This is a genomic window from Nocardioides panacisoli, assembly GCF_019448235.1.
In the GTDB taxonomy this organism is placed as follows: domain Bacteria; phylum Actinomycetota; class Actinomycetes; order Propionibacteriales; family Nocardioidaceae; genus Nocardioides; species Nocardioides panacisoli_A.
In genome coordinates this window covers 1,440,995-1,458,748 of the sequence record NZ_CP080409.1, presented here as the reverse complement: position 1 = coordinate 1,458,748, position 17,754 = coordinate 1,440,995, and the positions used below count along the sequence as shown (strand labels likewise).

Genomic DNA, 17,754 nt, shown 5'->3' with positions numbered 1-17,754 from the left:
CGTCGCTCCGCATCGACCTCGCGGCGGACACCGCAAGGGCCAGCAGGTCTTCGGACTCGGGATCGTCCGGGTCGGGACGCCTTCCCGGGGCGGGGTCGACCCGTCCCAGTGACCGCACTCGCGTGCCTGTCCCGCCCGTCACCCACACCGCTGCGCGTCAGTCCCGGATTCGCACCGGGTTCCCTGACCTCCACGGGAGAGGTCGACTGGCCCGCTGAGCCTAACAAGCCCGACGGATAGATTGGCTCCCATGCCAGCCCTGAAGGACCTCACTGCTCTCATCCACGACTGGTATCCGCCCGCGACCGCCGAGCCGTGGGACGCGGTGGGCCTGGTCCACGGCGACCCCGAGCAGGCGGTGAAGAAGGTGATGTTCGCCGTCGACCCGACCCCGGAGGTCGCCGAGGAGGCGGCGGACGTGAAGGCGGACCTCCTGGTGGTCCACCACCCGCTGTTCCTCAAGCCGGTCCACGGGTTCGCGGCGACCACGCCCAAGGGGCGCACGCTCTCGCGCCTGGTGAAGGCCGACTGCGCCCTGCTGACCGCCCACACCAACGCCGACAAGGCCGTCGAGGGCGTCTCCGACGCGCTCGCCACCGCGCTGGGGCTGAGCGACGTCACGCCGCTGGTGCCCACGCCCGGCCCGGCGCGGGACAAGCTGATCGCCTTCGCGCCGGCCGACGCCGCGCCCCCGGTCCGGGCCGCGCTCGCCGAGGCCGGCGCGGGCCGCATCGGCGACTACGAGTTCGCCTCCTTCTCCTCCTCCGGCCAGGGCCGGTTCCGGCCGCTGGAGGGCGCGAACCCCACGATCGGCGCCGTCGGGCAGATCGAGACCGTCGAGGAGGAGCGGATCGAGGTCATCTTCGACCGCGTCCACCGCGCCGACGTGGTCCGCGCGCTGCTGGCCGCCCACCCATACGAGGAGCCGGCGTACGACGTCCTCGAACTCGCCGACCCCGGTGTCACCGACGTCGGGCTCGGCCGCATCGGCACGGTGCCGGGCGGGACGCTGGCGCAGTTCGCCGAGCGGGTGGCCGAGGTGCTGCCCGCGACCTCGCACGGCGTACGCGTCGCGGGTGACCCGCAGCGCACGGTGAAGCGGGTCGCGGTGTGCGGTGGTGCCGGCGACTCACTGCTGGGGCAGCTGGCCGGCAGCGACGCCGACGTCTACCTGACCAGCGACCTGCGCCACCACCCGGCGGCGGAGTTCCTCGAGCAGGACGGTCCGGCGCTGGTCGACGTCGCCCACTGGGCGGCAGAATGGACGTGGCTGCCGGTCGTCGCCGAGCGGCTCGCGGCCGCGATCGACGTGGACACCCACGTCAGCACGCTCAACACCGACCCGTGGACAATGCACCTGTGAATGCCGACCCCTTCGCCCAGCTGAAGCTCCTCGACGTCCAGGCCCTGGACTCCGAGACCGACCAACTGCGTCACCGGCTGAGCAACCTGCCCGAGGACGCCGAGTTGGCCACCCTCACCACCGAGCAGGCGCGGGTCCGCGACGCGGTGCGCGACCAGCAGGTCGTGGTCGACGACCTCGACCTGGCCCAGCGCAAGGCCGACCGCGACGTCGAGCAGGTCAAGGAGCGCCGCGAGCGCGACCGGGCACGCATGGACAGCGGCCAGGTCACCGATCCCAAGGCGCTGGAGCAGCTGCAGCACGAGATGGACAGCCTCGAGCGGCGCATCAGCACGCTGGAGGACGAGGAGCTCGAGGTGATGGAGCAGCTCGAGGACGCCCAGCGCACCCTCACCGCCGCGCAGGAGCGCGAGGCGAGCCTGGCCGCCGACGTCGAGGCGCTGACCGCGACCCGCGACCGCAAGCGCACCGAGATCGAGGACGAGCTCGCCCGCGTCATCGCCGGGCGCGACCCGATGATCGCCGACATGCCCGAGGACCTGCTCGCGCTGTACGAGAAGCTCCGCGCCAACAAGGGCGGCATCGGTGCCGCGCTGCTGCGTGCCAAGCAGTGCGGTGGCTGCATGCTCAGCCTGGACGCCTCCGAGATCGAGCGGCTGCGGCAGCTGCCGACCGAGTCGGTCGCCCGCTGCGAGGAGTGCCAGCGGATCCTGGTGCGCACCGGCGAGAGCGGCCTGTGAGCCAACCGCGTGCGGTCGGGCCCGGTGTGGCCCGGCCGCCGGCCAGCTGGGGCGCGACCGCGGCCACGACCCTGGTCCTGGTGCGCCACGGGGTCACCCACCACACCTCGGCGAAGCGCTTCTCCGGTGGCCTGGGCGGTGACAACCCGCCGCTGTCGCAGGAGGGCCGCGACCAGGTCGCGGCGACGGCCGACTGGCTGGCCGCGCAGGGCCACGACCCGGTCGCGGTGGTGGCCTCGCCGGTACGCCGCACCCGCGAGTCCGCCGACCTCGTCGCCGACCGCCTCGGGCTGGCCGTGAGCGAGGAGCCCGGGTTCGCCGAGATGGAGTTCGGCGCCTGGGACGGGCAGACCTTCAGCGAGGTCGCCGAGCAGCACGGCGAGGACTTCCGTGCCTGGCTCGGTGACACCTCGGTCGCCCCGCCGGGCGGGGAGTCGATCCAGCAGGTGCGCGAGCGGGTGCACGCCGGACTCGACCGCGTGCTCGCCGAGCACGCTGGCCGCACGGTCGTGGTCGTCAGCCACGTCACGCCCATCAAGGCGCTGGTCGCCGGGGCCCTCGAGGCACCGCTGGAGGCGGCGTACCGGATGGCGCTGGAGCCGGCCTCGGTGAGCGTGCTGAACTACTTCACCGACGACGAGGGTGCGGTCCGCGGCGCCCTGCGGATGTTCAACGCGGGTCCGCACCGCGCCTGAGCGTCGTCACAAGCGTTCTTGTCCTCCCGAGGCGTCGGAGAGGACAAATTCGCTTGTGACGACGTCAGAGGTCGGTGACCACCACGTCGAGCTGGGTGCCCTTGCCGGTCGGCTCACCGGTCTCGACCTTCCAGCCCAGGTCGGTCAGGGCGTCGGCCAGTTGGGCGGGCGTGCGTGGGTCGGCGCCGTCCTCGAGCAGCGTCCGCACGAGGCGCCCCTTGGTGGCCTTGTTGAAGTGGCTGACGACCTTGCGCTCGCCACCGACCTCGTGCAGCACCCGCAGCGTCGCCACGCGCGGCGCGAGCGCCGTGGACGGCCGCCAGAACCCGGCGTACATCCCCGACCGCAGGTCGACCAGCAGGCCGCGCCCGACGGCGTCGGTGGCGACCGGGTCGAGGGCGTCGCGCCACAGCCCGGCGATCTGGCCGGCACCGGGCAGGTTGACGTCACCGGAGAGGCGGTACGCCGGGATCCGGTCGGTCAGCCGCACCAACCCGAACAGGCTCGAGGTCACCGCCACCCGCGACGCCGCGCGCCGCTTGGCCGTGGTGGAGAGCGTGCCGGCCTCGAGCGCGTCGTAGAGCACCCCGTCATAGATCCGGTCCGCCCGCGCCGTGGGGGCGCTGGCCAGCGACGCGTTGCGCTCGACCAGGTCGCCCTGCTTCGCCGAGAGCCCGAGCACCGTGCAGGCGTGGTCGGGCTCGCGGTGGCAGAGCCGCTCGAGCGCGCCGAGGATCCGCTCCCGCGTCGGGGTCAGCTCGGGCGAGGAGAGCGAGGCCAGGTCCAGCGGCCGCCCCCGCGCCGGCGCTGCCTTGCCCTCGCTGGGCGGGAGAAGGATCAGCATGGGGCGCGATCCTACGTGGTCGGTCCCGACGGGCAGGTCCTAGTCTCGGAGCCATGCCGAGCAACGTCGTGGTGCGGATCCGCAGCGAGTCGCCGGCCCTGCGCGAGGGGTTGGCCCGCATCGAGGACGAGCTGGACCTGCCCGCTGCCTTCCCCGAGGAGGTGCGGGCCGCAGCGGCCGAGGCGGCCCGGGGCCGCGACGGATCCGACCAGTCGCCGGACGCGGCCAGGCGCGACCTGACAGACGTCGGGTTCGTGACCATCGACCCGCCCGGCTCGATGGACCTGGACCAGGCGATGCACCTCTCCCGCGAGGGCGACGGCTACCTGGTGGAGTACGCGATCGCCGACGTGGCGGCGTACGTCGCACCCGACGGGGCGATCGATCGCGAGGCCCACCGACGCGGCGAGACGCTCTACGGCGCCGACCGGCGGATCCCGCTGCACCCGCCGGAGCTGTCCGAGGACGCCGCCTCCCTGCTGCCCGACCGGGTGCGGCCGGCGCTGGTGTGGCGGATCGCGCTCGACGCGAAGGGCGCCATCACCGACGTCCACGTCGAGCGGGCGCTGGTCCGGTCCGTGGCGCGGTGGACGTACGCCGAGGCGCACGCGGCGATCGCCGACGGCTCGGCGGGGGAGACGCTGCAGCTCCTCGCCGAGATCGGGCCGCTGCGCGAGGACGTCGAGACCGCCCGGGGCGGCATCTCGCTGCCGCTGCCCGAGCAGGAGGTCGTGGAGGAGGACGGGCACTTCCGGTTGGAGTTCCGCCAGAGCCTGCCGGTGGAGGGCTGGAACGCCCAGGTCTCGTTGCTGACCGGCATCGCGGCCGCACGGCTGATGCTCCAGGGAGGGGTCGGGATCCTGCGCACGTTGCCCGAGGCCGACCCGCGCGACGTGACCGAGCTGCGTCGGGTCGCGAAGGGGCTCGGTGTGTCGTGGCCCGCCGACTGGACCCATGCGGAGTTCATCCGCTCATTGGACCCGAGCCGGCCCGCCCACCAGGCGATGACCGCCGCCTGCACCCGGCTGCTGCGCGGCAGCGGCTACCACGCCTTCGACGGCGAGCTGCCGGAGCAGACCCGCCACGAGGCGATCGCGGCGGAGTACGCCCACGTCACCGCCCCGCTGCGCCGGCTCGGCGACCGCTACGCCCTGGAGACCTGCGTCGCCCTGTGTGCCGGTGAGCCGGTGCCGGACTGGGTGCGCGAGGCGCTGCCCGGCCTGCCGGAGACCCTGCGTGACTCCGCCCGCCGTGCGGGCGCCTACGAGAGCCAGGTCGTCAACCTGCTCGAGGCGGCGGTGCTGCGCGACCACGTCGGACAGGCCTACGACGGCGTCATCGTCCGGGTCGACGACGACGGCGACCGGGGAGTCGTGGTGATCGGGTCGCTCGGCGTCGAGGCGCGCGTACGCCGCCGCCCCGGCAGCACGGCCGACCTGCCCCTGGGCGAGAGCGTCACGGTGCGGCTGGTGGACGCCGACCTGGCCGCGCGACGGGTGGAGTTCGAGCATGGCTGAGCCGCTGCGGGTCCTGGTGACCGGGGGAGTCCGGTCGGGGAAGTCCACCCACGCCGAGGAGCTGCTCGCCGGTGCGCCGACGGTGACCTACGTGGCGCCGGGGCCCACCTTTGACGACGCGGACTGGGCGGCCCGGATCGCGCAGCACCGCGCACGCCGTCCCGAGCACTGGGAGACCGTGGAGACCGCCGACCTCGCGGCGGCGCTCGCCACGCCCTCGGCCGTCCTCGTGGACTGCCTCGGCACCTGGCTGACCGCCCTCGTCGACGGGGCCGGGCTGTGGGAGGCGCCCACCGGTGAGGTGGAGGCGCTCGTCGTCGACCGGGTCGACGCGGCCGTCGAGGCGCTGCGGGCGCGCACCGAGGTCACCGTGCTGGTCACCAACGAGGTCGGCATGGGCGTCCACCCCGACCACCGGTCCGGCCGCCTCTTCCGCGACCTGCTGGGCACGGTCAACCAGCGCATCGGCTCGGCCGCCGACGAGGTCCACCTCGTCGTCGCCGGCCGCGTCCTGCGCCTCTGACCGCGCCTTGTGGTCGAGCCTGTCGAGACCCGGCGGACGGCGACCTCAGACGCTGACCGCGGCCCCGACCAACAGCACCGCGAGCGCCACCTCGATCGCGGCACCGAAGACGTCACCGGTGACCCCGCCGAAGCGGGCGCGGGCGCGGCCGATCAGCACCAGCACCAGCAGCGCGGCGACGCCGACGGTGACGGGGCCGGCGGTCGGGGCGACGAGCGTGGCCAGGGCAGCGATCCCGACCCAGCCCAGCAGCGCGACCAGCACCGGCACGCGTGAGGTGAAGGTGGCGCCGAGGCCGTCGGGGCGTGCGGCGGGCACCGGCCGTGCGCACACCAGCCACAGCGCGGCACGGGAGGTGCACACCGCCGCACCGATGACGACGGCGACGGGGGTGTCGCCCAGCACCGCGAGCTCGGCGACGGCGGTGGCCTGCACCCCGAGCACCACGACGAGCGCCGCGACCCCTGCGGGTCCGGCGGTGCCGCCCTTCATGACTTCCAGGGACCGGGCGCGGTCGTAGGAGGCGGTGAGGCCGTCGGCGACGTCGGAGAGCCCGTCCAGGTGCAGCGCGCGGGACCCGAGCGCGAGCACCCCGACGACGAGGAAGCCCGTCACCAGCGGCGGCAGCTCCACCCAGGCGCCACCGCGTACGACGCCACCGGCCAGCACGGCCAGCGGGAGCGCCGCCACGGGCGCGAGCAGCATCGCCCCGGTGGCGGTGGCCGGGGTCACCCGCAGCACGGCGGGCACGGGGATCGCGGTCAGGGTGCCGAGCGCGAGGCGGAGGCTGCGGCCCAGGTCGGCGACCTGCATCACTCGGCGATCAGTTCACTGAGCAGCGCCACGTCACGCAGGCAGGCGACGGCCGAGCGCAGCACGGGCACCGCCGCGACGGCACCCGAGCCCTCGCCGAGCCGCAGCCCTAGGTCGAGCACGGGCTCCAGGCCCAGCTTGGCCAGCGCGAGCGACTGCGCGGGCTCGGTGGAGCGGTGGCCGGCGGCGAACCACGCCGCGGCGCCCGGTGCGATCCGGTCGGCGACGAGGGCGCAGGCGACCGACATCAGGCCGTCCAGCAGCACCGGTACGCCGGCCTCGACGGCCTCGAGCAGGTAGCCCACGGTGGCGGCGAGGTCGGCACTCGCCAGCCCCTGCACGCAGTCGACGGGGTCGCCGACGCGCTCGCCCATCCGGTCCAGGGCCTGCTGCACGACGGTCGTCTTGTGGGCCAGGGCCGCGTCGTCGACACCCGTGCCGCGGCCGGTGACCTCCGCGGCCGGCAGGCCGAGCATCGCCGCGACGAGTGCGGCAGCGGGCGTGGTGTTGCCGATCCCCATGTCGCCCGAGAGCAGCAGTTGGGCGCCGGCGTCGATCTCCTCCCGGGCCACGGTGCGGCCGGCGTCGAGTGCCTGCCGGGTCTCGGCCGGGGTGAGCGCGTCCTCGAGGTGGATCGCGCCGGAGCCGCGGCATACCTTGTGTGCGCCCACGGCCGCGGGCACGTCGGCGAGGTCGTCGTCGACGCCCAGGTCGAGCACGCGGACCTGCACGCCGTGGGTGGCGGCGAGGGCGTTGACGCCCGCGCGGCCCGCGACGAAGGTCCGCACCATCGCGCCCGTGATCGCCGGGGGATAGGCGGAGACGCCGTGCTGGGCGACGCCGTGGTCGCCGGCGAAGATCACCAGCCGTACGACGTCCAGCGGCGCCGGCGGGACCTGCCCCTGGGTCGCCGCGAGCCACACGCCCAGGTCGCCCAGCCGACCGAGCGCACCGGCGGGAGTGGCGAGGCCGGCGAGCCGTTCGGTGGCGGCGGCCGCGGCGGCGGCGTCGGGCGGGGTCACGGCAGAGGTCGTCACGCCGCCGCACTCTAGCCCCGGCGGCGAGCCGCGCCGACCGCCCGCACGCATGCTGGTTGACTCAGCCCGTGTCGTACCTGCGCCGGTGGCTTCTCGGGACCCTGGTGGTGCTGCTCGTGGCGACCGCCTGCAGCAGCGCCGGCGACGGCGAGTCCGCCGGGCCGAGTGAGCGGAGCGAGGAGGCCCTGCCCTCGGGCACGCCGCCGGCCTCGCGGTCGGTCGAGCCCACGCCGCAGGGGCAGCAGAAGCCCAACATCGTCCTCTTCCTCACCGACGACCAGACCCTGGAGGAGATGGCGGTCATGCCGCAGACGCGGCGGCTGATCGGCGACCGCGGTGTCACCTTCACCAGGGCGTTCGCGCAGTACCCGTTGTGCTGCCCCATGCGCGCGACGCTGATGACCGGCCAGCTGCCGCACAACCACGGCGTGCTGGGCAACGAGCCGCCCTGGGGCGGCTACTCCGCCTTCGACGCCTCGAGCACGATGCCGCAGTGGCTGCAGGAGGCGGGCTACCGCACGGGCATCGTGGGCAAGTGGTTCAACGGCTACCCGGTCGAGGGCGACGTCACCCACATCGACCCGGGGTGGGACGACTGGTACGTCCCGGTCTGGCAGCCGTACAACTACCGCCGGTTCAACGTCAACGAGAACGGCACCGTCCGGCGGCACCGGCAGTACCAGACCGACTGGCAGGCCGACCAGATGTCGGAGCTGGTGGGCAGGTACGCCGCCGAGGACGTGCCCTTCTTCCTCTACGGCTCCTTCCTGGCCCCGCACGTCGGCACCCCGCGCGAGCCGGACGACCCGCCGCAGCAGAAGACGCCCAACGTCGCTGACGAGTACCGCGGCCGGTTCGGCAAACCGCTGCCGGACAAGCCGAACCGACCCGAGCGCGACCTCTCGGACAAGAACGAGTGGTGGTTCCAGCAGCGGCTGTCCAAGCGGTTCACCACCGCCGGGATGACCGCGGCCTACCAGCAGCGCCGCGAGTCGCTGCTCTCCGTCGACGACGCCGTCGCCCAGGTGGTGCAGCGGCTGCGCGAGGAGGGCGAGCTCGACGACACGCTGTTGGTCTTCACCAGCGACAACGGCTACCTGCTCGGTGAGCACGGCCAGCGCAACCAGAAGATCTTCGGCTACGAGGACTCCATCCGGGTGCCGCTGCTGGTGGCCGGTCCCGGCATCCCGGCGGGCGAGGAACGTGACCAGCCGGTCTCGCTGGTGGACCTGCCCGCGACCTTCCTGCGCCGGGCCGGGGCGGAGCCGGGGCTGCGCCAGGACGGGCTGGACCTGCAGCGCGTCGTCGACGACCCGGCGTACGCCGCGGACCGGCGGTTGCTGCTGGAGGCCGGCGGGTGGCCCAAGCCCGACATCGACCGGATGTACACCGGCATCCGCACCGCCGACGGCCGCGTGCTGCTGCGCTACTGGAACGACCACGTGGAGACCTACGACCTCGCCGAGGACCCGCACCAGCTCGACGGCACCACGTCGCGGGCGGAGGAGGCGTGGCGGGAGGACCTGCTGGCCGAGCTGGACGAGCTCGAGACCTGTGCGGGGGCACGGGCCTGCAACCCGGGCGTGGGGGAGTGAGCGCCGGCCACCACGTGTTGGTCGTGCCGGTCCCGGAGCTGGAGGGGTTCGTGCGCGGCCGGTGGCACCACCACGCGCCTGCGTGGGTGGCGAGCGACCCGGCCTTCACCCATGCGCACGTCACCGCGCTCGCGCCGTTCACCGCGGCGTGGGCGCGGCGTTCGGGACCGCCCGCTCCGGAGCGGCTGGCCGCGGTGGCGGCGGTGACCGCGCCGTTCGACTTCACACTGGCCGAGGTCGCGGCGTTCCCCAACGGCTGCCTCCACCTCCCGCCCGAGCCGAGCGGTCCCTTCACCGCGCTCACCGACCGGCTGGTGGCGACGTACCCGGGGACCGTGCCCTACGGCGGCCGGTACGACGCCGTCCCGCACCTGACGCTGGACCACGAGGCGCCGGGCATCACCCTCGACTCGACGCGTGCCGCGCTCGGTGACCTGCTGCCGGTCACCTGTCGTGCCGAGCGACTCGAGCTGCACTGGTACGAGGAGGGCAACTGCCACGTCCGCGGGACGTGGCCACTGGGCGGGTGAGGGTTGACCGCGGCGCCAGTGGGTACTGACGCGCCGGTCGCACGACGTGACACGAACCCCGTCCCCGAGGAAGGATCGCGCCATGGGCAAGAAGCGCAAGGAGAAGAAGAAGCAGAAGAAGCTCGAGCAGGAGCGCCAGCAGCGTGCGAGCGTGAAGGACCCCGAGACCTACGAGGCCCTGCGCGACGAGGGCGCGAGCAAGGAGAAGGCGGCCCGCATCGCCAACGCCAGCGCCGACGAGGGTCGCCAGGAGGTGGGCCGCAAGGGCGGCGAGGCCCCGGCGTACGACGACTGGACGGTCGACGAGCTCCGCGAGCGCGCCGCCGAGATCGGCATCTCGGGCCGCTCCTCGATGCGCAAGTCCGAGCTCATCGACGCCCTCCGCCGCCACTGACTCCATCGGTGGTCGAGCTCGTCGAGACCTCGGTCGACGTCCACGCCCGACTCGCCTTGCTGGTCGAGCCGTGTCGAGACCTTGGTGGACGTCCACGCCCGACCTGCCTTGCTGGTCGAGCCGGCGAGCGCCAGCGAGCCGTGTCGAGACCCGGCGGCGGCCGGGACCCTCAGCTCCGCGCGACGTCCCACCAGTCGACGCCACACAGGTCCACGGGGTGCTCGACGATGCAGGCGGCCCCGGCCTCCTCGAGCTCGTCCAGCCCGAACCCACCACTGAGCAGGGCGACACAAGGGATGTCGGCCCGACGAGCGGCCTCGACGTCGTAGACGGTGTCGCCGACCATGACGGCGTACGCCGGGTGGCCCAGTCGCGCGAGGGCCTCGCCGACGAGGTCGGGCTCGGGCTTGGAGGCGTCGACGTCCGCCGAGCTCAGCACGAGCTCGAGGTGGTCGCCGATGCGGAGGAAGTCCACGGCGTCCTGCGCGAACTGTGGGTCGCCGGAGGAGGCGACCGCCACGCGGTGTCCGGCGTCGGCGATCTCGGCGACCATGGTGGCGGCCCCGGGCAGCGCGGCGACCTCGCCGCGGAGCTGGAGGTACTCCTCGCGCCAGTCGGCGCGCAACTGGTCGCCGAGCCGGTCCTCGGTCTGTTGACTCGTGACGTGGGCGACGAGCTTGTCGCCGCCCATCCCGATGGCGCGGTGCAGCCGCGCCATCGGCGGTGGGGTGGTGTGACGGGTGAAGGCCCGTTGCCACGCCAGGGCGTGGTGGTAGGTCGAGTCGATCAGCGTGCCGTCGACGTCGAGCAGCACGGCGAGGTCGGCGTCGGTGAGGGTCACGCGGCGGCCTCCCGCAGCTTCTCCAGCAGCGGCCCGGCGGCCTCGGCGAGGAACCGGTCCTGGCTCTCGTCGCCGATCTGGACCAGCGCGACGTCGGTGTAGCCGGCCTCCCAGAAGGCCGAGGCCTTCGCCACGATGTGGTCCAGGTCGGGACCGCAGGGGATGTTGGCGGCGACGTCCTCGGGCCGGATGAAGGAGGTTGCGCCGGCGAACCCGGCCGGCGTGGGCAGGTCGGCGTTGACGGCCCAGCCGCCGGCGAACCAGCGGAACTGCTCGTGGGCGCGCTCGACCGCGGCGTCCTCATCGGGGTCCCAGCAGATCGGGATCTGCCCGACGGCGCGGGCGGAGCCGCCGACCTGCGGTGCGCCGTGGGTGGCGTTCCATCGCCGGATGAGGTCCGCATCGGGCGCGACGCCGATGAGGTGGTCGGCGAGCGGGGCGAGGTTGGCGATGCTGCGCTCGCCGGAGATGGCGAGCCCGATCTCGACGGGCTCCTCGGGCAGGTCCCACAGCCGCGCGGAGTCGACCTGGAAGTGCTCCCCGTGATGGTCGACCAGATCGCCGCTGAAGAGGCGCTGCATGATCTCCACGGCCTCGCGCAGCATGTCCTGCCGCTCGCGCAGCGCCGGCCAGCGGTGGCCGACGACGTGCTCGTTGAGGTTCTCCCCGCTGCCGAGGCCGAGGGTGAACCGCCCCTCGGCGAGCAGCTGCATGGTCGCGGCCTTCTGCGCGACGACGGCGGGGTGGTAGCGCATCGTCGGGCAGGTCACGAAGCTCATCAGTCCCACCCGCGAGGTGGCCTGCGCGACCGCGCCGAGCGTGCTCCAGGCGTACGGCGCGTGCCCCTGCTCGGTCAGCCACGGCGAGTAGTGGTCGCTCATGACCTCGAAGTCGAAGCCGACCTCCTCGGCCGCGGCGGCGTACCGCACGAGCTCGCGCGGCCCGCTCTGCTCGGTCATCAGCGTGTAACCGAAGTTCGTCATGCGCGCGCAGTACCCGATCCGCCGACGATCAATCCCGAGGAGTCCCTGACGCGAAGAATTCGCCCACCGATGGGGGTTCGACCGCCCGGAGATCGGGTAGGACTGGGGTATGTCCAGCGCGCGCAACGTCACGCAGAAGTTGATCGCCGACCACCTGGTCGCCGGCGCGCTCGAGCCGGGCACCGAGATCGGGCTGCACATGGACCAGACGCTCACCCAGGACGCCACCGGCACCCTGGTGATGCTCGAGCTCGAGGCGATGGGTCTGGACCGTGCCCGCACGGACGTGTCGGTGCAGTACGTCGACCACAACCTGCTGCAGTCGGGCAGTCGCAACGCCGAGGACCACGAGTTCCTGCGCTCGGCCTGCCAGCGGTTCGGGATCTGGTACTCCAAGCCCGGCAACGGCGTCTCCCACCCCACGCACATGCAGCGCTTCGGCGTCCCCGGCGCGACGCTGGCCGGCTCCGACAGCCACACCCCGGCGGCGGGATCGCTCGGGATGCTCGCCATCGGTCTCGGTGGCATCGAGGTAGCGCAGGCGATCGCCGGCGACCCGGTGCACCTGCAGATGCCCCAGGTGTGGGGCGTGCACCTGACCGGCGAGCTGCCGCCGTGGGTGAGCGCCAAGGACGTCATCCTGGAGATGCTGCGCCGCCACGACGTCAAGGGCGGCACCAACCGGGTCATCGAATACCACGGTCCCGGGGTCGCGACCCTGACGGCGATGGACCGGCACGTGATCGCCAACATGGGCGCCGAGCTGGGCGCCACGAGCTCGGTCTTCCCCTCCGATGAGCGCGTGCGGGAGTTCCTCGCCGCCGAGCACCGGGAGGACGACTACCGCGAGCTGGTCGCCGACGAGGGCGCGACGTACGACGTCACCGAGGAGATCGACCTCGGATCGCTCGAGCCGCTCATCGCGCTGCCGAGCTCGCCGGGCAAGGTCGTGCCGGTGACCGAGGTGGCCGGCACCGAGATCGAGCAGGCAGTGATCGGGTCCTCGGCCAACCCGGGCCTGCGGGACTTCGCGATCGCCGCAGCGATGGTCAAGGGACGCCAGACCGACGACCGGGTCTCCTTCGACATCAACCCGACCTCGCGGGAGATCCTGCAGGACCTGACGAGGATGGGCGCGACGTTCGACCTGATCGGCGCCGGTGCGCGGCTGCACCAGTCGGGCTGCCTGGGCTGCATCGGCATGGGTCAGACGCCCACGAGCCACGGCAACAGCCTGCGCACCATGCCGCGCAACTTCCCCGGACGGTCCGGCACGCCGGACGACCACGTCTTCCTCTGCTCCCCGGAGACCGCGGCCGCGTCGGCGCTGACCGGCGAGATCACCGATCCGCGCCGGCTCGCCGAGGAGCTGGGGCTGACCTGGGGCGTGGAGCTGCCGAGCGAGGCGAGCGTCAACACCGAGATGCTGCTGGCGCCCCCGCCGCCCGAGGAGGCTGCCGAGGTCGCGCTGGTCAAGGGCGACAACATCGCCGAGCTGCCCGACTTCGAGGCCTACCCCGACACGGTGGAGACCACGGTGCTCATCGACGTCGGCGACAACATCTCCACCGACACCATCATGCCGGCCGGGGCGGACGCGCTGCCGTTCCGCAGCAACATCCCGAAGCTGGCCGAGTTCGCCTTCCGCGACGTCGACCCCGACTACGCGCGCAAGGCGCTCGAGGTCGCCGAGGACGGTGGTCACGCGATCGTCGGCGGCGCGACGTACGGCCAGGGGTCCTCGCGTGAGCACGCGGCGCTGGCGCCGCGCTATCTCGGGTTGCGACTGGTGGTCGCGGAGTCGTTCGCCCGCATCCACTGGCAGAACCTGGTCAACTTCGGCGTGCTGCCGGTCGAGTTCGTCGACCCGGCCGACCACGCCGCGGTCGAGGTGGGGGACCGGCTCCGGCTCGACGGTGTCCGGGCGGCGCTGGAGCAGGACGAGCTGGAGCTGCACAACACCACCCAGGGCACGACGTACGCCGTGCGGCACCGGCTCTCGCCGCGCCAGCTCGAGGTGCTACTCGACGGCGGGTTGGTGCCGCAGCTGCGCAACCGCACCACGGACGAGGAATGACTCCTCGTGCGGTGGGTACTGACCGTGTGACCCACTGAACGAGAGGACGGGGCTGGACATGATCATCGGGCGACGCCCGGACCGCGAGATCGAGGCGATCGTGAGCGCACTGCGCGAGCGCGGCCCCCTCGGTGCGGCGGCCCTGCAGTACGAGGTCGGCGCCAAGCGGTGGCGCGCGGGCCGCTTCCGCGCGGCCCTGCGCACGGCGCTGGCCGAGGGACTGGTGGTCCGCGCCGGCCGGCGGCAGCGCTTCGCCGTTCCCGCCGACGCCGCCGCGGACCACCACACCACCAACGGCGCCTGACCTCGCCGTCTTGTCGTTCGAGCCGGCGAGGCCCGAGCCGACCTTGCTGGTCGAGCCGGCGAGCGCCAGCGAGCCGTGTCGAGACCACCCGCACCCGCAGCGCACGCCCTACCGGGCGCTCCAGCCCCCGTCCATGGTCCAGGAGCTCCCGGTGACCATGCTCCCGTCGGGACCGGTGACCCACCCGACCAGCGAGGCTACCTCGTCGGGCTCGACGAGCCGCTTGATCGCGGCCGGTGCGAGCAGCACGTCGGCGACGACGTCCTCCTCGGCCAGTCCGTGGGCGCGGGCCTGGTCGGCGACCTGGGCCTCGACCAGCGGTGTCCGCACGTAGCCCGGGTTGATGCACACGCTCGTGACGCCGCGGTCGCCGGACTCCAGCGCGACGGTCTTCGACAGCCCCTCCAGAGCGTGCTTGGCCGAGACGTAGGCGCTCTTGTACGGCGACGCGACGAGTCCGTGCACCGAGGAGAGGTTGACGATCCGGCCCCAGCCGCCGGCGTACATGTGCGGCAGCGCGGCCCGCATCAGCAGGAACGGCGCCTCCACCATGAGCCGGTGGATGAAGCGGAAGTCGTCGGGCACGAAGGACTCGACAGGGTTGACCCGCTGGACGCCGGCGTTGTTGACCAGCACGTCGACCTCGAGGGTGAGGTCGTCCAGTGCGTGGGTGTCGGCGAGGTCCACGACCCAGGCCTCGCCGCCGAGCTCGTCGGCGAGGCGCTTGGTGGGGTCGGGGTCGACGTCGGCGAGGGTGACGTGGGCGCCCCGGTCGGCGAGCTCGCGGGCACAGGCGGCCCCGATGCCGGACGCCGCCCCCGTGACGAGGGCGCGGCGTCCGGCCAGGGTGGGTTCGGTCATCGGGCGACCGCCGTGTGGTGCTCGCGGTCCTGGGCGTCGACCTCACGCAGCGAGATGCCGCGCGTCTCACGGAGGCTGAGCACCGCCGCGGTGGTGATGCTGCAGGCGACCAGCAGGTAGATCGCGGTCGGCCACCAGGAGCCGGTGTTGCGCAGCCAGGTGGTGGCGAGCACCGGCGCCAGCGACCCGGCGACGATCGAGGTCACCTGGTAGCTGATGGAGACGCCGGAGTAGCGCATCCGGGTCGGGAACATCTCCGACATGATGGCCGGCTGCCCGGCGTACATCAGGGCGTGGAAGCCGAGGCCGACCATGATCACCAGCAGCGCGACGGTGGTGCTCTCCGTGCCGAAGGCAGGGAAGGCCCACAGGCCCCAAGTGCCGCCCAGGAGGGCGCCGGCGAGGTAGACGGGGCGGCGGCCGAACTTGTCGGCCATGCGCCCGACCCACAGGATCACGAAGAAGTGGAACGCGTGGGCGATGGCGATGACGCCGAGGATGTCGGAGGTGTCCATGCCCAGGCCGGTGCCGAGGTAGACGATGGAGAAGCTGACGACGAGGTAGTACATGATGTTCTCGCCGAAGCGCAGCCCCATGCCGGTCAGCACGCCGCGGGGGTAGCGCCGGACGACGTCGATGACGCCGTAGCTGGAGGCCTTGCCCTCCTCGAGGTCGGCCTTGGCCTCCTCGAAGATCGGGGCGTCGGTGATGGTGGTGCGGATCCAGTAGCCCACGACCACGACGACCGCGGACAGCAGGAACGCGATGCGCCAGCCCCAGCTGAGGAACTCGGCGTCGGAGAGCGTGGTGGACATGATCCACAGCACGGCGGTCGCGAGCAGGTTGCCGACCGGGACGGCGGCCTGTGGCCAGGCGGCCCAGGTGGCGCGGCTGTGGTTGGGGGAGTGCTCGGAGACGAGCAGCACGGCGCCGCCCCACTCACCACCCAGGGCGAGGCCCTGGATGAAGCGGAGCACGACCAGCATGATCGGCGCGGCGATGCCGATGGAGTCGTACGTCGGCAGGCAGCCCATCAGGACCGTGGCGATGCCGACCATCATGATCGTGACCTGCAGCGTGTGCTTGCGGCCGAGCTTGTCGCCGATGTGGCCGAAGACGATGCCACCCAGGGGGCGGGCGAGGAAGCCGACGGCGTAGGTGACGAACGCGGCGATGATGGCGTCGTACTCGTTGTCGCTGGGCGGCATGAGCACCTTGTTGAAGACCAGGGCGGCCGCGGTGGCGTAGAGGAAGAAGTCGTACCACTCCACGACGGTGCCGGCCATGGAGGCCGAGACGGTACGCCGGAGCAGCGAGGCGTCCTCCGCGCCCGACGGGGTGGGGGATGGGGCCGTGCTCATGGGGGTCCTCCCGAGTTGGCGGATGTGCGGGCCGGTGTGGCGCGCGGTGTGGCGTCGGCCACATCTGACCTTGAGGATGCTGCCGGGTCGCCGATGTGCGCACAACAACCAATCAGGCAGCCGGGATGTGCACGAATGCAGATCAGGGCTAGGTTGGCGTGATGGCCACGCCCGTCTCGCCGGTGTCCCCGGACCAGTTGCTGGTGCTGCTGGAGGTCGCCCGGACGGGGCGCTACACGACGGCGGCGCACCGGCTGGGGATCAACCACACGACGGTGGCGCGCAACGTGCGCGCGCTGGAGCGGGCGCTGGGCGACAAATTGCTGGTGCGGGGCGCGGACGGCTGGGAGCTGACCGCGCTGGGGGAGCGGGCCGCCCGAGCGGCGGAGTCGGTGTCGGACGCGATGGCGGGCCTGGGCGAGGACGGCGACGCGGACCCGGTCGCGGGCGTGGTGCGGCTGACGACGACGGATGGCTTCGCGGCGTACGTCGCCTCGCCGGCGATCGCGGCGCTGCGCGAGGAGCACCCGGACCTGTCGGCGGAGCTGGTGACGGTGACGCGGCGGGCGGCCTCGCACCGGTCGGGCACCGACATCGAGGTGGTGGTGGGGGAGCCGCAGGTGGAGCGGGCGCGGGCGTTCCGGCTGGGGGAGTACGAGCTGGGGATGTACGCCGCCCGCGACTACCTGGCGCGTCACGGCACTCCGTCGTCGGTCTCCGAACTGGCCGGCCACGGGCTGGTGTACTTCGTCGACTCGATGCTGCAGGTCGACGACCTGGACGCGCCACGGCGGCTGCTGCCCGGCATCCGTGATTCGCTGACCTCGACGAACGTCTTCGTCCACGTCGAGGCGACCCGCGCCGGCGCGGGCGTGGGCTTCCTTCCGGCGTTCTGCGCCGACCGCCATCCGGACCTGGTCCGCCTGCTGCCCGAGCAGCTCCGCGAGCGTCTGCCCTACTGGGCCGTCGTCCGCCCCGAGGCCTGGCGCCGCCCCGCCGTCGTCGCCGTCCTCGAGGCCCTCCGCGCCCAGGTCGCCCGCTCCCGCCCGATGCTCGTCCCCACCGAGTAGCGCTTCTCGCTGGTCGAGCCGCCCCACCGTTGGTCGAGCCTGTCGAGACCTTCCGGGCCGATCCACCCGACCGACCTTGCTGGTCGAGCCGGCGAGCGCCAGCGAGCCGTGTCGAGACCCCCGAGCCGATCCCGTTGGTCGAGCCTGTCGAGACCTGTCGATTCCCACCCACCCCGTTCGTGGAGAGGACAGAACGAGCCGCCACC

General features: G+C 73.1%; 18 protein-coding genes and 1 riboswitch. Of the genes, 11 read left to right on the top strand and 7 right to left on the bottom strand.

Annotation, left to right across the window (positions count from 1 at the left end; all coding sequences use genetic code 11):
- Nucleotides 1-24: 24 nt before the first annotated feature.
- A riboswitch (cobalamin riboswitch) is annotated at nucleotides 25-226 on the bottom strand.
- 24 nt (nucleotides 227-250) lie between these two features.
- The 3 genes from KUV85_RS07210 to KUV85_RS07200 are packed head-to-tail and all read left to right on the top strand — an operon-like array spanning nucleotide 251 to nucleotide 2,798.
- Nucleotides 251-1,363 (top strand): Nif3-like dinuclear metal center hexameric protein, encoded by a 1,113-nt coding sequence (locus tag KUV85_RS07210; RefSeq protein WP_219962536.1) that lies wholly within the window; start codon nucleotides 251-253, stop codon nucleotides 1,361-1,363.
- Nucleotides 1,360-2,103, top strand: coding sequence for a zinc ribbon domain-containing protein (locus KUV85_RS07205; RefSeq protein ID WP_219962535.1), 744 nt, complete (start codon nucleotides 1,360-1,362; stop codon nucleotides 2,101-2,103). Before KUV85_RS07210 ends, KUV85_RS07205 begins: the two co-directional genes overlap by 4 nt.
- Nucleotides 2,100-2,798 (top strand): histidine phosphatase family protein, encoded by a 699-nt coding sequence (locus KUV85_RS07200; RefSeq protein ID WP_219962534.1) that lies wholly within the window; start codon nucleotides 2,100-2,102, stop codon nucleotides 2,796-2,798. Before KUV85_RS07205 ends, KUV85_RS07200 begins: the two co-directional genes overlap by 4 nt.
- Before the next feature lie 64 nt (nucleotides 2,799-2,862).
- On the opposite strand, the gene yaaA is transcribed toward KUV85_RS07200, so the two are convergent.
- Complete coding sequence (gene yaaA / locus KUV85_RS07195) at nucleotides 2,863-3,642, bottom strand: peroxide stress protein YaaA (protein ID WP_219962533.1); 780 nt, start codon at nucleotides 3,640-3,642, stop codon at nucleotides 2,863-2,865.
- 53 nt (nucleotides 3,643-3,695) lie between these two features.
- Between yaaA and KUV85_RS07190 the strand changes: the two genes are divergently transcribed.
- Nucleotides 3,696-5,159, top strand: a complete 1,464-nt coding sequence (locus tag KUV85_RS07190) for an RNB domain-containing ribonuclease (RefSeq protein ID WP_219962532.1) — start codon at nucleotides 3,696-3,698, stop codon at nucleotides 5,157-5,159.
- Complete coding sequence (locus tag KUV85_RS07185; RefSeq protein WP_219962531.1) at nucleotides 5,152-5,682, top strand: bifunctional adenosylcobinamide kinase/adenosylcobinamide-phosphate guanylyltransferase; 531 nt, start codon at nucleotides 5,152-5,154, stop codon at nucleotides 5,680-5,682. The genes KUV85_RS07190 and KUV85_RS07185 overlap by 8 nt, the downstream gene beginning before the upstream one ends.
- 45 nt (nucleotides 5,683-5,727) lie before the next feature.
- Here the strand turns inward: KUV85_RS07185 and KUV85_RS07180 are convergent, their stop codons facing one another.
- Entirely contained in the window at nucleotides 5,728-6,495 is a 768-nt protein-coding gene (locus KUV85_RS07180; RefSeq protein ID WP_219962530.1) for an adenosylcobinamide-GDP ribazoletransferase, read from the bottom strand.
- On the bottom strand, nucleotides 6,495-7,532 hold the full coding sequence (gene cobT, locus KUV85_RS07175; RefSeq protein ID WP_219962529.1) for a nicotinate-nucleotide--dimethylbenzimidazole phosphoribosyltransferase: 1,038 nt from the start codon (nucleotides 7,530-7,532) through the stop codon (nucleotides 6,495-6,497). The genes KUV85_RS07180 and cobT overlap by 1 nt, the downstream gene beginning before the upstream one ends.
- A 68-nt stretch (nucleotides 7,533-7,600) precedes the next feature.
- Here cobT and KUV85_RS07170 point away from each other — a divergent pair, with 68 nt between their 5' ends.
- From KUV85_RS07170 to KUV85_RS07160, 3 genes are all read left to right on the top strand, one after another.
- A complete protein-coding gene (locus tag KUV85_RS07170; protein WP_219962528.1) occupies nucleotides 7,601-9,127 on the top strand; it encodes a sulfatase family protein in 1,527 nt (508 codons plus the stop codon).
- Complete coding sequence (locus KUV85_RS07165) at nucleotides 9,124-9,657, top strand: 2'-5' RNA ligase family protein (protein ID WP_219962527.1); 534 nt, start codon at nucleotides 9,124-9,126, stop codon at nucleotides 9,655-9,657. Before KUV85_RS07170 ends, KUV85_RS07165 begins: the two co-directional genes overlap by 4 nt.
- Before the next feature lie 82 nt (nucleotides 9,658-9,739).
- Nucleotides 9,740-10,051, top strand: coding sequence for a DUF7218 family protein (locus KUV85_RS07160; RefSeq protein WP_219962526.1), 312 nt, complete (start codon nucleotides 9,740-9,742; stop codon nucleotides 10,049-10,051).
- A 169-nt stretch (nucleotides 10,052-10,220) separates the two neighbouring features.
- On the opposite strand, the gene KUV85_RS07155 is transcribed toward KUV85_RS07160, so the two are convergent.
- A complete protein-coding gene (locus KUV85_RS07155) occupies nucleotides 10,221-10,892 on the bottom strand; it encodes an HAD family hydrolase (RefSeq protein ID WP_219962525.1) in 672 nt (223 codons plus the stop codon).
- A complete protein-coding gene (locus tag KUV85_RS07150) occupies nucleotides 10,889-11,875 on the bottom strand; it encodes an LLM class F420-dependent oxidoreductase (RefSeq protein ID WP_219962524.1) in 987 nt (328 codons plus the stop codon). The genes KUV85_RS07155 and KUV85_RS07150 overlap by 4 nt, the downstream gene beginning before the upstream one ends.
- A gap of 109 nt (nucleotides 11,876-11,984) precedes the next feature.
- Between KUV85_RS07150 and KUV85_RS07145 the strand changes: the two genes are divergently transcribed.
- Both KUV85_RS07145 and KUV85_RS07140 read left to right on the top strand, forming a co-directional pair.
- Complete coding sequence (locus KUV85_RS07145; RefSeq protein ID WP_219962523.1) at nucleotides 11,985-13,952, top strand: aconitate hydratase; 1,968 nt, start codon at nucleotides 11,985-11,987, stop codon at nucleotides 13,950-13,952.
- A gap of 58 nt (nucleotides 13,953-14,010) precedes the next feature.
- A complete protein-coding gene (locus tag KUV85_RS07140; protein WP_219962522.1) occupies nucleotides 14,011-14,256 on the top strand; it encodes a hypothetical protein in 246 nt (81 codons plus the stop codon).
- A 108-nt stretch (nucleotides 14,257-14,364) separates the two neighbouring features.
- Here KUV85_RS07140 and KUV85_RS07135 read toward each other — a convergent pair whose 3' ends face one another.
- Both KUV85_RS07135 and KUV85_RS07130 read right to left on the bottom strand, forming a co-directional pair.
- Nucleotides 14,365-15,117, bottom strand: a complete 753-nt coding sequence (locus KUV85_RS07135; RefSeq protein WP_219962521.1) for an SDR family NAD(P)-dependent oxidoreductase — start codon at nucleotides 15,115-15,117, stop codon at nucleotides 14,365-14,367.
- On the bottom strand, nucleotides 15,114-16,478 hold the full coding sequence (locus KUV85_RS07130) for an MFS transporter (RefSeq protein ID WP_219962520.1): 1,365 nt from the start codon (nucleotides 16,476-16,478) through the stop codon (nucleotides 15,114-15,116). Before KUV85_RS07130 ends, KUV85_RS07135 begins: the two co-directional genes overlap by 4 nt.
- A gap of 161 nt (nucleotides 16,479-16,639) precedes the next feature.
- Between KUV85_RS07130 and KUV85_RS07125 the strand changes: the two genes are divergently transcribed.
- Nucleotides 16,640-17,548: a LysR family transcriptional regulator gene (locus KUV85_RS07125; RefSeq protein ID WP_219962519.1), complete on the top strand. Its 909-nt coding sequence runs from the start codon at nucleotides 16,640-16,642 to the stop codon at nucleotides 17,546-17,548.
- Nucleotides 17,549-17,754 lie beyond the last annotated feature (206 nt).

What these genes read in the sequence shown, in the direction of transcription:
- KUV85_RS07210 (WP_219962536.1), top strand. Translation starts at nt 251, where the DNA reads ATGCCAGCCCTGAAGGACCTCACTGCTCTCATCCACGACTGGTATCCG.
- yaaA (WP_219962533.1), bottom strand. Translation starts at nt 3,642, where the DNA reads ATGCTGATCCTTCTCCCGCCCAGCGAGGGCAAGGCAGCGCCGGCGCGG.
- KUV85_RS07190 (WP_219962532.1), top strand. Translation starts at nt 3,696, where the DNA reads ATGCCGAGCAACGTCGTGGTGCGGATCCGCAGCGAGTCGCCGGCCCTG.
- KUV85_RS07185 (WP_219962531.1), top strand. Translation starts at nt 5,152, where the DNA reads ATGGCTGAGCCGCTGCGGGTCCTGGTGACCGGGGGAGTCCGGTCGGGG.
- KUV85_RS07180 (WP_219962530.1), bottom strand. Translation starts at nt 6,495, where the DNA reads ATGCAGGTCGCCGACCTGGGCCGCAGCCTCCGCCTCGCGCTCGGCACC.
- KUV85_RS07160 (WP_219962526.1), top strand. Translation starts at nt 9,740, where the DNA reads ATGGGCAAGAAGCGCAAGGAGAAGAAGAAGCAGAAGAAGCTCGAGCAG.
- KUV85_RS07150 (WP_219962524.1), bottom strand. Translation starts at nt 11,875, where the DNA reads ATGACGAACTTCGGTTACACGCTGATGACCGAGCAGAGCGGGCCGCGC.
- KUV85_RS07145 (WP_219962523.1), top strand. Translation starts at nt 11,985, where the DNA reads ATGTCCAGCGCGCGCAACGTCACGCAGAAGTTGATCGCCGACCACCTG.
- KUV85_RS07140 (WP_219962522.1), top strand. Translation starts at nt 14,011, where the DNA reads ATGATCATCGGGCGACGCCCGGACCGCGAGATCGAGGCGATCGTGAGC.
- KUV85_RS07135 (WP_219962521.1), bottom strand. Translation starts at nt 15,117, where the DNA reads ATGACCGAACCCACCCTGGCCGGACGCCGCGCCCTCGTCACGGGGGCG.
- KUV85_RS07130 (WP_219962520.1), bottom strand. Translation starts at nt 16,478, where the DNA reads ATGAGCACGGCCCCATCCCCCACCCCGTCGGGCGCGGAGGACGCCTCG.
- KUV85_RS07125 (WP_219962519.1), top strand. Translation starts at nt 16,640, where the DNA reads ATGGCCACGCCCGTCTCGCCGGTGTCCCCGGACCAGTTGCTGGTGCTG.